This is a genomic window from Pseudomonas sp. SYWMCR5 (assembly GCF_057197165.1).
In genome coordinates, this window is record NZ_JBXUNH010000004.1 from 148,787 (window position 1) to 161,909 (window position 13,123).

At 64.1% G+C, this 13,123-nt stretch carries 10 protein-coding genes; 1 reads left to right on the forward strand and 9 read right to left on the reverse strand.

Annotated elements, in window-relative coordinates; translation table 11 throughout:
* Window positions 1-49: 49 nt before the first annotated feature.
* The 4 genes from arcC to arcD (AC2CGW_RS13330) all read right to left on the reverse strand — a co-directional run bounded on the left by arcC (window position 50) and on the right by arcD (AC2CGW_RS13330) (window position 4,907).
* Window positions 50-979, reverse strand: coding sequence for a carbamate kinase (arcC, locus tag AC2CGW_RS13315; RefSeq protein ID WP_186667923.1), 930 nt, complete (start codon window positions 977-979; stop codon window positions 50-52).
* Window positions 980-1,116: 137 nt separating this feature from the next.
* Window positions 1,117-2,127 carry an ornithine carbamoyltransferase gene (locus AC2CGW_RS13320; protein ID WP_054895515.1) on the reverse strand — a complete coding sequence of 337 codons (1,011 nt, stop codon included), beginning with the start codon at window positions 2,125-2,127 and terminating at the stop codon, window positions 1,117-1,119.
* 68 nt (window positions 2,128-2,195) lie between these two features.
* Entirely contained in the window at window positions 2,196-3,449 is a 1,254-nt protein-coding gene (gene arcA / locus AC2CGW_RS13325) for an arginine deiminase (RefSeq protein WP_186667925.1), read from the reverse strand.
* A 30-nt stretch (window positions 3,450-3,479) separates the two neighbouring features.
* Window positions 3,480-4,907, reverse strand: a complete 1,428-nt coding sequence (gene arcD / locus AC2CGW_RS13330) for an arginine-ornithine antiporter (protein WP_186667927.1) — start codon at window positions 4,905-4,907, stop codon at window positions 3,480-3,482.
* Window positions 4,908-5,341: 434 nt separating this feature from the next.
* Between arcD (AC2CGW_RS13330) and arcD (AC2CGW_RS13335) the strand changes: the two genes are divergently transcribed.
* Window positions 5,342-6,769 carry an arginine-ornithine antiporter gene (gene arcD / locus AC2CGW_RS13335; protein WP_186667929.1) on the forward strand — a complete coding sequence of 476 codons (1,428 nt, stop codon included), beginning with the start codon at window positions 5,342-5,344 and terminating at the stop codon, window positions 6,767-6,769.
* 20 nt (window positions 6,770-6,789) lie between these two features.
* On the opposite strand, the gene AC2CGW_RS13340 is transcribed toward arcD (AC2CGW_RS13335), so the two are convergent.
* From AC2CGW_RS13340 to AC2CGW_RS13360, 5 genes are all read right to left on the reverse strand, one after another.
* Window positions 6,790-8,139: a CoA transferase gene (locus tag AC2CGW_RS13340; RefSeq protein WP_411383861.1), complete on the reverse strand. Its 1,350-nt coding sequence runs from the start codon at window positions 8,137-8,139 to the stop codon at window positions 6,790-6,792.
* A gap of 57 nt (window positions 8,140-8,196) precedes the next feature.
* A complete protein-coding gene (locus AC2CGW_RS13345) occupies window positions 8,197-8,610 on the reverse strand; it encodes a YbaN family protein (protein WP_186667933.1) in 414 nt (137 codons plus the stop codon).
* A 52-nt stretch (window positions 8,611-8,662) separates the two neighbouring features.
* Entirely contained in the window at window positions 8,663-9,268 is a 606-nt protein-coding gene (locus AC2CGW_RS13350) for a biliverdin-producing heme oxygenase (RefSeq protein ID WP_186667935.1), read from the reverse strand.
* A 168-nt stretch (window positions 9,269-9,436) separates the two neighbouring features.
* A complete protein-coding gene (locus AC2CGW_RS13355; protein WP_484574155.1) occupies window positions 9,437-12,025 on the reverse strand; it encodes a TonB-dependent receptor in 2,589 nt (862 codons plus the stop codon).
* A 158-nt stretch (window positions 12,026-12,183) separates the two neighbouring features.
* Complete coding sequence (locus AC2CGW_RS13360; protein WP_484574219.1) at window positions 12,184-13,086, reverse strand: FecR family protein; 903 nt, start codon at window positions 13,084-13,086, stop codon at window positions 12,184-12,186.
* Window positions 13,087-13,123: the final 37 nt, after the last annotated feature.

The window sequence follows — 13,123 nt, forward strand, 5'->3', positions numbered from 1 at the left end:
TCCTCCGCAAGGTTGGAAATGGCCGGCGCCGTGCACCGGCCAACTGCACTCAACGGTAGCTGATACCTGGCTTGGCGGTCGATACCCGCGTACCGGCAGTACCCTTGACGATCTCTTCGATATTTTCCAGCGAGCTGATCACCGCAACCTTGCCCGTGTGGCGGGCGAAATCGCAGGCGGCCTGTACCTTCGGCCCCATCGAACCCGCTGCGAAGCCGAGTTTTTCCAGCTCGTCGGGATGCGCCTGGGCAATGGCTTTCTGCGTCGGCTTGCCAAAGTCAATGTAGGCGGCATCGACATCGGTGGCGATGATCAGCAGGTCGGCGTCCAGTTGCTCGGCCAGCAGCGCCGAGCACAGGTCCTTGTCGATCACCGCCTCGATGCCCTTGAGCTTGCGGTTTTCGTCGTACATCGTGGGGATGCCGCCGCCCCCGGCGCAGATGACGATGCTGCTTTTTTCCAGCAGCCACTTGATCGGACGGATCTCGAAGATGCGCTTGGGTTTCGGGCTGGCGACCACACGGCGGTACTTGTCGCCGTCGGCCTTGACCACCCAGCCTTTTTCCTTGGCCAGGCGCTCGGCCTCGTCCTTGGCGTAGACCGGGCCGATGAACTTGGTCGGGTCCTTGAAGGCCGGGTCGTTGGCGTCGACCTCGACTTGCGTCAGCAGGGTGGCGAAGGGCACTTCGAAGTCCAGCAGGTTGCCCAGTTCCTGTTCGATCATGTAGCCGATCATGCCTTCGGTCTCGGCACCGAGCACGTCCAGCGGGTAGGCTTCGTCGGGCTTGTAGGCCTGGCCCTGGAGCGACAGCAGGCCGACCTGCGGGCCATTGCCGTGGGCGATGACCAGTTCGTTGCCAGGGTGGATCTTGGCGATCTGCTCGGTGGCAGTACGGATATTGGCGCGCTGGTTGTCGGCGGTCATTGGCTCGCCGCGGCGCAGGAGGGCGTTGCCGCCCAGTGCAACAACGATACGCATGGGGAATGTCCTTTCTGAAGGGCTGCGCAAAACCTCTGTGGGAGCGGGCTCGTCCCGCGATGGCGACCTGCCTGACACACCGTCATCGCGGGACAAGCCCGCTCCCACAGGGGAGGGGGCCAGCCCGGAAGTGGGGGTCAGAGATCAGCCAGGGTCGATACCAGGATCGCCTTGATCGTGTGCATGCGGTTCTCCGCTTGCTCGAAGGCGATGCAGGCTGGCGACTCGAACACGTCATCGGTCACTTCGATGCCGTTGGCCAGGTGCGGGTATTTTTCGGCGATCTGCTTGCCGACCTTGGTCTCGGAGTTGTGGAACGCCGGCAGGCAGTGCATGAACTTGCTGCGCGGGTTACCGGTGGCTTTCATCAGTTCCTTGTTCACCTGATACGGCAGCAGTTGTTCGATGCGCTCGCCCCAGGCATCCACAGGTTCTCCCATCGACACCCAGACGTCGGTATGGACGAAATCGACGCCCTTGACCGCCGCCTTCGGGTCTTCGGTGAGGGTGATGCGCGCGCCGCTTTCCTCGGCGTACTGCTTGCAGCGCTGCACCAGGTCGTCATGCGGCCACAGCGCCTTGGGCGCGGCGATGCGCACGTCCATGCCGAGCTTGGCACCGATCAGCAGCAGCGAGTTGCCCATGTTGTTGCGCGCATCGCCCAGGTAGGCATAGCTGATGTCGTGCAATGGCTTGTCGCTGTGTTCGCGCATGGTCAGCACGTCGGCGATCATCTGGGTCGGGTGGTATTCGTCGGTCAGGCCGTTGAACACCGGTACGCCGGCGAACTTGGCCAGTTCTTCGACGATCTCCTGCTTGAAGCCGCGGTACTCGATGGCGTCGTACATGCGCCCGAGCACGCGGGCGGTGTCCTTCATGCTCTCCTTGTGGCCGATCTGCGAGGAGTTGGGGTCGATGTAGGTGACGTTGGCGCCCTGGTCGTAGGCGGCGACTTCGAAGGCGCAGCGGGTGCGGGTCGAGGTCTTCTCGAAGATCAGGGCGATGTTGTTGCCCTTCAGGTGCTGCTGCTCGGTGCCGGTGTACTTGGCGCGCTTGAGGTCTCGGGAGAGATCCAGCAGGTAGCGCAGCTCACGGGTGGTGTGGTGCTCGAGGCTGAGCAGGTTGCGGTTGTGGATGTTGAACGCCATGACAGTGTCTCCTTGAATGCGGTGAGTGCCCGGCCCACGCCTCGTAAGCGCGGGCCGGATCGAGGGCGTTAGTAGTCGATAGGGTCGCGTACGATCGGGCAGGTCATGCAGTGGCCGCCGCCACGACCACGGCCCAGTTCACCGGCGCTGATGGTGATGACCTCGATCCCGGCCTTGCGCAGCAATGTGTTGGTGTAGGTGTTGCGGTCGTAGCCGATGACCACGCCAGGCTCCAGGGCCACCACGTTGTTGCCGTCATCCCACTGTTCGCGTTCGGCGGCGAAGCTGTTGCCGCCAGTCTCGACCACGCGCAGCTTGACCCCGAGCTGCTCGCCGACCACCTCGATGAACGACTTGTTCTCACGGCGCACATCCATGCCGTAGGGCTTGCTTTCGTCGGGGCGGATGATGAACGGCACGATCTCGCGCACCACTTCCGGGAAGACCGTGACCAGGTCGCGGTCGCAGAAGCTGAACACGGTGTCCAGGTGCATCGCGGCACGCGACTTGGGCAGGCCGGCGACGATGACTTTTTCCACTGCGCCCTTGGCGAACAGGTTCTGTGCCAGTTGGCCGATGGCCTGGCGCGAGGTGCGCTCGCCCATGCCGATGAGCACGATGCCCTTGCCGATCGGCATGACATCGCCGCCTTCGAGAGTGGCGCTGCCGTGTTCCTTGTCAGGGTCGCCATACCAGATCTGGAAGTCGGCGCCGGTGAATTCCTTGTGGAACTTGTATACGGCGGTGGTCAACAGGGTTTCCTGGCGTCGCGCCGGCCAGTACATCGGGTTCAGCGTGACGCCGCCGTAGATCCAGCAGGTGGTGTCGCGGGTGAACTGGGTGTTGGGCAGGGGCGGCAGGATGAAGCTGGAGTGGCCGAGGTAGTCGTTGTACATCTTCACCACATCGGCGCCTTCGCTCTGTGGCAGGTCCTGGCCGGCCACGCCGCCGATCAGGAACTCGGCCAGGTGGCGCGGATCGAGGCCTTCGAGCCAGCTGCGCACTTCATTGGTCAGGCCAACGCCAACGGTATTGGGGGTGATCTTGCGATCGAGGATCCAGGCCAGGGCCTCCTTGTTCTGCACGATGTCGGTCAGCAGGTTGTGCATTTCCAGCACATCGACGCCGCGTTCGCGCATCTTGGTGACGAAGTCGAAGTGGTCGCGTTTGGCCTGGTCGACCCAGATCACGTCGTCGAACAGCAGTTCATCGCAGTTGCTGGGGGTCAGTCGCTTGTGCGCCAGTCCCGGGGCGCAGACCATCACCTTGCGTAGCTTGCCGGCTTCGGAATGCACGCCGTATTTCTGTTTATCCGTGGACATGATGATTCCTCCAATCATACGAAGACGTGGTCAAAGGGTCAGGAAGCCGTCGTATAACCCGTAGGCCGCCACCAGGGCGCCGACGATCACAGCGGCGAAGATCAGTTTTTCCACGTTGGTGAAAATCGGTTGGCCGACCTCGCGCTTGGCCTTGGCGAACAGGATCGCGCCAGGGGCGTAGAGCAGGGCCGACAGCAGCAGGTATTTCACGCCTCCGGCGTACAGCAGCCAGATCGCGTACAGCAGGGCGATACCGCCGATGATCAGGTCCTTCTTGCGTTCGGCGAGGGCCTGTTCGTAGGTTTCGCTGCGCACCGCCAGCAGTACCGCGTAGGCCGCCGACCACAGGTAGGGCACCAGGATCATCGAGGTGGCGAGGTAGATCAGCGACAGGTAGGTGCTGTTGGAGAACAGGGTGATGACCAGGAAGATCTGCACCATGGCGTTGGTCAGCCACAGGGCGTTGGCCGGCACCTGGTTGGCGTTCTCGCGGCGCAGGAACTCGGGCATGGTGTGGTCCTTGGCGGCGGCGAACATGATCTCCGCGCACAGCAGCACCCACGACAGCAGTGCCCCCAGCAGCGAGATGATCAGGCCGACGCTGATCAGCACCGCGCCCCAGTGACCGACCACATGCTCCAGCACCGCGGCCATCGACGGGTTCTGCAGCTTGGCCAGCTCCGGCTGGGTCATCACGCCCATCGACAGCACGTTGACCAGCACCAGGAACAGCAGCACGGTGATGAAACCGATGACCGTTGCCTTGCCCACGTCGGAGCGTTTTGCCGCCCGCGAGGAGAAGATGCTTGCGCCCTCGATGCCGATGAACACCCATACGGTGACCAGCATCATGTTGCGCACCTGGTCCATCACGCTGCCGAGGTCGGGCGAGCCCAGGCCCCAGATGTCGGCGGTGAACACGTCGAGCTTGAAGGCGAACAGGCAGATCAGTGCGAACAGCGCCAGCGGCACGACTTTGGCCACGGTGGTGACCAGGTTGATGAACGCCGCCTCCTTGATGCCGCGCAGGACCAGGAAGTGCACGCCCCACAGCAGCAGTGATGCGCCGATCACTGCTGCCGGGGTGTTGCCTTCACCGAAGACCGGGAAGAAGTACCCCAGGGTGCTGAACAGCAGGACGAAGTAGCCGACGTTGCCCAGCCAGGCACTGATCCAGTAGCCCCAGGCCGACGAAAAGCCCATGTAGTCGCCAAAGCCGGCCTTGGCGTAGGCGTACACGCCACCATCCAGATCAGGTTTGCGATTGGCCAGGGTCTGGAACACGAAGGCCAGGGTGAGCATGCCGACGGCCGTGATGGCCCAGCCGATCAGCACGGCACCTACGCCCGCGCTGGCGGCCATGTTTTGCGGCAGGGAGAAGATCCCCCCACCAATCATCGACCCCACGACAAGTGCAACTAATGCGCCGAGTTTAAGTTTTCCGGGAGAATCAGACATTTAACAACTCCATGCCAGGAGAAAGTTGACGACAGAATAAATCCGGCGCTGTAGTCATTCGCTGATGTGGATCAGTTCATGGCGCAACAGCGTCAGAGAAATTCTTTCTCGGGTCTCCTGAAGAGTGCCGACCGCTTTGCTGCAAGCCTTGTGCGCTGGCACCTCCATGTACTTCTAGAGCAAACGCTCTGTTTGGCTTGCGAACTCTCAAGCTAGTCGCTTTTACCGGTTTCGCAAATTTTTCACGGGCCGTTCGACAGGGTGTCGCGAATTTGCGAGTTGCTCGACAATGTGCACATTGGCCGCCGTCGTCATATAGACAAATGCGTTATGAGTGCTATAGCTTTAATGGCTTTGATTAATAAAAAAGCTGTAACATTTATATGTAATGGCCGTTATGTTTCATACAGGCGACAGGCGTGAGGGAGCAGCAGATGGGCGAACCGGGACATAAGCTTCGCCTGGGGGCGCTGATCGCCCTGGTGGTCGGTTCGATGATCGGCGGCGGGATCTTTTCATTGCCGCAGAACATGGCCGCCCGTGCCGACGTTGGCGCGGTCCTGATCGGCTGGGCCATCACGGCCGTCGGCATGCTGGCGCTGGCCTTCGTGTTCCAGACCCTGGCCAACCGCAAGCCTGACCTGGACTCGGGCGTCTACGCCTATGCCAAAGCCGGCTTTGGCGACTACATGGGCTTCTCGTCGGCCTGGGGTTACTGGATCAGTGCCTGGCTGGGCAATGTCGGCTACTTCGTCCTGTTGTTCAGTACCCTGGGTTTCTACTTTCCCGTGTTCGGTGAAGGCAACACGCCGATAGCCATCGGCTGCGCTTCGCTGTTGCTGTGGGCGGTGCATTTTTTGGTGCTGCGCGGCATCAAGGAGGCGACCTTCATCAACCAGGTCACCACGGTGGCCAAGGTCGTGCCACTGCTGATCTTCATCGTCATCGCGGCCTTCGCCTTCCGCGCGGATATCTTCACCCGCGATATCTGGGGGCTGGGCAATCCGAAGTTCGGCAGCGTGCTGGAGCAGGTGCGCAACATGATGCTGGTGACGGTGTTCGTGTTCATCGGCATCGAGGGCGCCAGTGTCTACTCCGGGCGTGCGCTGCACCGGTCGGATGTCGGCAAGGCCACGGTGATCGGCTTTCTCGGGGTGCTGGCGCTGCTGGTGCTGGTCAACGTGCTGTCGCTGGGGGTGATGACCCGGCCTGAACTGGCCGGGTTGCAGAACCCGTCGCTGGCCTCGGTGCTGGAGCATATCGTCGGGCCCTGGGGGGCGATGCTGATCAGTATCGGGTTGGCGGTGTCGCTGCTTGGGGCGCTGCTGTCATGGGCGTTGCTGTGCGCCGAGATCCTCTTCGCCACCGCTCGCGACCAGACCATGCCGCGTTTTCTGGCCAGGGAAAATGCCAATCATGTGCCGGCCAATGCCTTGTGGCTGACCAACAGCATGATCCAGGGCTTTCTGCTGATCACCCTGTTTTCGGCCGGCACCTATACCAGCCTGATCTACCTGGCGTCGTCGATGATCCTGGTGCCGTACTTCTGGTCAGCGGCCTACGCCGTGCTGCTGGCCTGGCGGGGCGAGAGTTATGCCGGGCAGGCGGGGCTGCGGCGCAAGGATCTGGCGGTGGCGTTGCTGGCGCTGGTCTATGCGTTGTGGTTGCTGTATGCCGGGGGCCTCAAGTACCTGCTGCTTTCGGCGCTGTTGTATGCGCCGGGGGTGATCCTGTTTGCCCGGGCCAGGCATGAACAGGGGCAGGTGGTGTTCAGCCGCTGGGAGAAGCTGATATTCGCGGCGGTGCTGGTGGGGGCGGCGGTGGCGGCTTACGCGCTGTACTCGGGGGCGCTGAGTTTGTAAGTGGGTGGAGGTCGTAACCGTCACCAACGCGCTTGAGCCGAGCCCAGCTCGCATGCCCCGCGTGCCCAGTGCATATGGGCAGGCCCAACCTTCAACGGCCCCCTGATCCTTTGCGCGGTCCCCCAAGGTGTCCGTTCCAGATGCGGGTCGAGATCCTCGGGCGTTTCTGCTGCCAGGGGCAAGTCATCCCCCATCGTTCCATGCTCCACCAACAGCTTGGCGGTGCGTGCCAGGGACAGCCGTGCCCGGTAACCGGCCCTTCCAGCCAGGCGCTGCTCCAGCCCACGGATCGCTTCGGCCGCCATCAGGTACCCGGTTGCATGGTCGAGCGCCTGCACCGGCAAAGGCACGGGTTTTTCCGTTTGTTTCCAGCGCATGCCTTCGCGGGCGATGCCGCTGCTCATCTGCACCAGGCTGTCGAAGCCTCGACGTTCCTGCCAGGGGCCGCTCCAGCCGTAGGCGTTGAGGCTGACGTCGATCAGCCCGGGGTTGAGCTGACGCCTGCGCTGTGCGCCGAAACCCAGATGTTCCAGTGCATCGGCGCGATAGCCATGCAGGAGGATGTCGGCCTCACCCAGCAACCGCTCGAACACCTTGCGGTCAGGCGTCGCGCGCAAGTCCAGGCGCGCACAGCGCTTGCCCAGGGTGACTTCGGCGACCACCGCCGGTTCGTCCCAGCCGGGTGGGTCGATGCGCAGCACGTCGGCGCCGAAGCCTGCCAGCAGACGGCTGGCTGTAGGGCCGGCGAGAATGCGGGTGAGGTCGAGCACCTTGATGCCGGCCAGCGGACGTGTTTCACAGCCTTGCCAGGCCAATGGCGCTGCCGCGTCGAAATGCTCGCGCAACACCAGTGGCTCCATGTTCACTGCCCGCCCCTGCGGGTGCTCGCACCATTCGGCCCAACTGCGCATCTTCGCCGCACAGCCTCCGGCTTCGACCACGGCGCTTTCCAGCGCCTCGCCGTCCCAGCGCCGGACCTGCTCGGCGACCGCCTGGCGATCGGCCGGGGTGCCCAGCACGCCGAGTGCGGCCTGGCGATGATGGGGAGCGTTGGTGTGCAGGCGAATCCAGCCATCGCGGGTGGGGTAGTCGCCGGCGACGGCATCCCACAGAGGCGGTGTCTGCCAGCCCTGGGGGCGCAGGCTGGTGGCAAACCAGAACGAGGCCAGGCGCCGATCGATGCTGACCAGCGGGCAGTGGTCGGTCTGGCGCTGCAGCAGGCTGGCCAGTGCCAGACCGGCGGCGGCCATGCTCGCGGCGGCCAGGTCGGTGACGGCGAAGGTCGAGGGCAGCCCGCCGACGCCGTGCCAGCGCAGGGCGGCATGGTCGAGTTTCAGTTCACGGGCGATGGTGTCGAGCAACTGGGGCATGCAGGATCCTCCTGAGTGGATCCCATTGCAGTACATCCCGCGCAAGGATGCAAATGCTCAGCGTTGCAGTTGGGCGGGCAGTGGTGCGGTGGGTTGTTCGGGGCGCGACCAGATCCACAGGTTGCCCAGGGTCATCCCGGCGATGGCAAGAAACACTGGCCAGTGGTGTTCGAGAACGGTGAGCATCAACCCTGCGCACAGCAGCATGCTGATGGTTGCGCTGACCTTGGCGCGGCGCTGGATCACCTTGCCGTTGCGCCAGTTCCACAGGATCGGCCCGAACAGACGGTGGTTCTCCAGCCAGGCGGACAGGCGCGGCGAACTGCGGGTCGCGGCCCAGGCGGCCAGGAGGATGAACTCGGTGGTGGGCAAGCCAGGAATGACGATGGCGACCAGACCTATCCCGAGGCTGACATAAGCCAGGATCGCATACAGCAGGCGGGACAGTCGGGAGCGGGCAAGTCGGGTCATGGTCTCACTGCAAAGCGGTCCGGCCACCCGAATGGTGGCCGGCAGGTGCGTCTCAGGCCAGCGCGGCATCCGTGGCGTAGGCGTGCTTGAGCAGCTCGGTGAAGCGCTCGAAGGCAGCGACTGCGCCACGCTCGGCGGCGGCGTCCTCTTCGGCCGACAACTCCAGGCTGTCGAGGATGCGGGTGAACTGTTTCCAGCCCTCTGCACGGCCGCCGGCCGGCTCGCCCAGGTGACGGGCGCCGAAGCTGTCGGACAGCTCCAGGGCCACGGCACGCTTGATCAGGAACGCTGCGCCCAGTTTGGAGCCTTCGGAGACGAAGATCCAGCCCAGGGCTTCGCCCAGGCTTGGTTTGACCAGAGCGCCGGCAACCGGGGCGGGTACTTCGGTGTTCAGGTCGGCCAGGTCCAGGCGCGCCTGTTCGGCCCGGCAACGCTCGGCCAGGTCAGGGACGATGGCGATCAGTGCAGGGTCGGTGTACAGCGCCTGCAGCTCGGACTGGAACAGGTACTGGGCGACGACGAAGCGGGCGAAGCTCTCGCGGCTGTCGAACGGCGCGTGCGACTTGACCAGAGCGTCCAGCTCGGTGTGCGGTGCGTGGGTGACCTGGTTCAGGCGTTGCGAGCGCAGGGCGGCGCGCTCGGAGGTGTGGCTGGTCATGGGTGCATCCTTGGGAAATGGGGCTGTCTAGGTACAAGACGAAAGAGAAGACGCAGGACAGTAAAAAAACCTCACCTGGGAGTGGGAGGCATTTGTGTTCGGGCGGGGGAGAGGGATGCCCCTTGCGGGAGCGGCACAGGGCCACTCCCGCAGGGATGCTGGCCTGGATCAGATGTCCCAGATCACATTGATGGCAAAGTTGCGTCCCGGCATGGTCAGGCGGTCGAGGTTGGCCGGCTGGGTCACTGCCGCCTCGCCAAGGCCGTCGTAGCCGCGCACGTCATCCCACTGCCAGTACTTCTTGTCGGTGAGGTTGTAGAGACCTGCGTTGACGGTCACGTCTTCAGTCACCTTGTAGAAGCCGGTCAGGTCCAGCACGCCGTAGCCTGGGGTGCGGAACTGCTTGCTGGCGCCGTCGGGGGCGAAGAAGGTGGAGTCGTCGACACGGTTCTTGCGCTTGACCAGTGTCCAGCTGAGCAGGCCGCCGTAGTTCTGCTGTTCGTAGCCCAGGCCCATCACGGCGGTCAGTGGGTTGACGCTGTTCAGCGGCTGGCCGTTGTCGTCGTTGCGGCCATGGGCGTAGGCCAGGGAGCCCTGGGTGTAGAGGCCCTGCGGCGCACCGAAGTGGTCGAGGTTCAGGCGACCCTTGAACTCGGCACCCTTGATGGTCGCGTGCTTGATGTTGTTGGCCTGGAAGGTCGAGCCCAGGTTGGCCGACTGCACGGCGTCTTCGTTGATGAAGTCGCGGTACTTGTTGTAGAACACCGCCACGTCGAAGTTGCCGGCGTCGAAGTTGCCGCGCAGGCCGGTCTCGTAGCTCTTGCTCTTCTCGGGTTCCAGGTTCGGGTTGGGTTCGACGCGATAGCCCAGGGTCGGGTTGTCGAAGCGCCCGTACATGGCCTTGGCGGTTGGGGTGCGGAAGCCTTCTGCGTACTGGCCATACCAGGTGTAGTTATCGTTGAAGGCGTAGGTGATGCCGAATTTGGGTGAGACGCGGTGCCACTTCTTGTCCGAATCGTCGACGCTGGACGGTGCCGCGCCGGTGCCCTGGATGCCCCGCAGGAATTCGGCGGTCATCTTCGGTTCCATGCGGGTGTAGTCGTAACGCGCACCCGGCAGGAAGGTCCAGTTGTTCCAGCGGATCTCGTCCTGGGCGAACAGGCTGTAGGTGTTGATGGTCGGGTCCGGGAAGTCGCTGACCAGCGCCTGGCTATCACTCGCGCTGTTCTGGCCGATGGCGCGGCAGGTGCCGCCGATGTTCAGGCAAGTGCCGGTACCGCTGCGCGAGCCGGTGACCTTCTCGTGCTTGATTGTGGTGCCATAGGTGAGCAGGTGGTCGGTCTCGCCGATGCTGAAGGCTTTGTCCAACTGACCATCGAACACCCACTGGCGGTCCTTGTAGGTGGTCTGGCGGTCGCGGAACACCTGGCGACCGGAGGCGAAGTAGAGCTCGTCGGTACGTTGGTCGGTCTTGGCGATCTGGTAATTCAGGCTCCACTTGACGTGGTCCGCGACCAGGCTGTCGAGGCCGAACTCGTGGTTGATGCCGAAGCGCTCGCGGGTGACGGTGTCGTTGCCTTCACGCATCCGATACATGTTCGACGCACCACGGCCGGGGATGAATGGGCCGCCCACCGCGCTGAGGATGTTCTGGTCGCGGTCGTCCTTGTAGTGTTCGTAGGTGAAGCCCAGGCGCGCGTCGTCAGCGTAGTTCCAGCCCAGCTTGGCCAGCACGTTGGTGGTGCGCACGTCTTCCGGGTTGGCTTCGGTGCGGGCAAGGCCGGTGCCGCCGTGGCCACCGTAGGATTCGGTCTCGTGGCCGTTGCGCTGGCTCAGGTGCAGCAGACCGTCGAAGTCGCCCTGGCGGCCAGCGACGGTGGCGGAGGTCAGCCAGCTCTCGTCGGCCGAGCTGTAGCCGGTCTTCAGGCGCGCGCCGACGTCCTGGCCGGGCTTGATGATGTCGTCCGGATCGAGGGTGTAGTAGCTGACCGCGCCGCCGATGGCGTTGCTGCCGTACAGCACCGAGGCCGGACCACGCAGGATCTCGACGCGCTTGACGATCTCGGGGTCGACGTAATTGCGCTGGGTCTGGGCGTAGGGGCCGTAGAAGAAGCTGTCGGGGATCGACACGCCATCGACCTGGGTGAGGATCCGCTCACCGTCGATGCCGCGGATGTTGTAGCCGTTCAGGCCGCTGCGCTGGCCGACACCGCCCACCGAGACGCCGGGCTCGTAGCGCACCAGTTGCTTGATGTCGTTGACGTTCTGGCGGTCCAGTTGCCCGCGGGTCTGCACGCTGACCGTGCTCGGCACCTGGCTTACGTCCTGGGCGCTGCGGGTAGCGCTGACGGTCAACTGTTGCAGGGCGATGGCGTTGCCTGCGGTCTGGCGCTCGAGCACGACGTTGCCGTTGCCGATCTTGCGAAAGCCCAGGCCGGTGCCGTGCAGCAGTTTCTGCAGTGCCGCTTCCGGTGCCAGTGCCCCTTGCACGCCCGGCGAAGCCACGCCCTCGGCCAGCTCGGCGGAGAAGCCGACCTGCCAGCCAGTGACTTCGCTGAACGCATTGATTGCCGAGACCAGTGGCTGCTGGGCAATGGCGAAACGGTAGTCGCCCATGCGTGGGCTGGCGGCCTGGGCAGGCTCTGCGGCCAGCGCGGGCAGGCTGCAGGCGCCACTGGCCAGCAGTGCCAGGGTCAGCAGGGACAGTTGCCCCATGCGTCGGGAAGAGGGGGAAGGGCGGGTTGGACCTGAGGACATCGGAAGCGCTCCCTGTCGCGCGAACTGTTATAGGTGAGTGCAGTTCTTGTTTTCGAACAAGAATCAGTTGCATTGGCTATAACGAGACGGACGTGGTGTGGGAGTCGCGTAAAAATAATTTAGTGGGGGCGGCGGTTCGACGCCCCCACAGGCATCACTCAGTTGAGAATCACCACCGCCGGATATTCGTGCAACTGCGCCGAGGTGATATGGGCCAGGGCCCGCAGGGTCTCCAGGGGCTGGTCCAGGCGGTAGTTGCCGGTAACGGCCACCTGTTGCAGGTGGTCGTTGCGGTTGATGATCCAGCCCGGGTAGTAGCGGCGCAGTTCATCGAGTACCTGGCTCAACGGGCAGTTCTCGAACACCAGGCGGCCATCGATCCAGGCCAGTTCCTTGTGCAGGTCGGCGCGCTGGCGTTGACCGAAGCCATCAGGCCCGACGCTGATGCTGTCACCGGCGCTCAAGCGGATGCGCTGGTCGCTGGCGGCCTGCAGGTCGACGTCGCCGCGCTGCACGCGCACCTGCGCCTGGCCATCGAGGTAGCGTACGGCGAAGTTGGTGTCGCGTACCTGGGCGCGCAAGGGGCCGGCCTGGACTTCAAGCGGCGGCTGGTTGCCGCCGGGCACTTCGAAATAGGCTTCGCCCTGCAACAGCCGCGCAACCTGGCGCCCGTCGCGCAGGTCACTGGCAAAGGCCGAGTTGGTGTTGAGCAGCACCTTGGCGCCATCGTCCAGTTGCAGCCGCTGGCGTTCGCCGACCACCGTCAGGTGATCGGCCTGCAGGCGCACTGGCAGGTTGCCGAAGGTGAACAGCCCGACCACCAGCATGGCCGCCGTGGCCAGCGGTTTCCAGTGGCTGCGCAGGCGCCCGCGCAGCGAAGTGCGGCGCTGCTGGTGCAGATCGCTCGCCAGGTGGCGCAGGGTGACGCCGTTCCACAACGCTTCGACTTCGACATAGGCTTCGGCGTTCTGCTCGGCGGCGCCCAGCCAGGCTTCGAAGTCCTGGGTGTCCTGCTCGGTGGGGCATTGCAGGCGGATCAGCCAGTCCTGCGCTTCGTCCATGGCGCGGGCGCGGGCGTCTGGCTCGGCGGGCGATGGG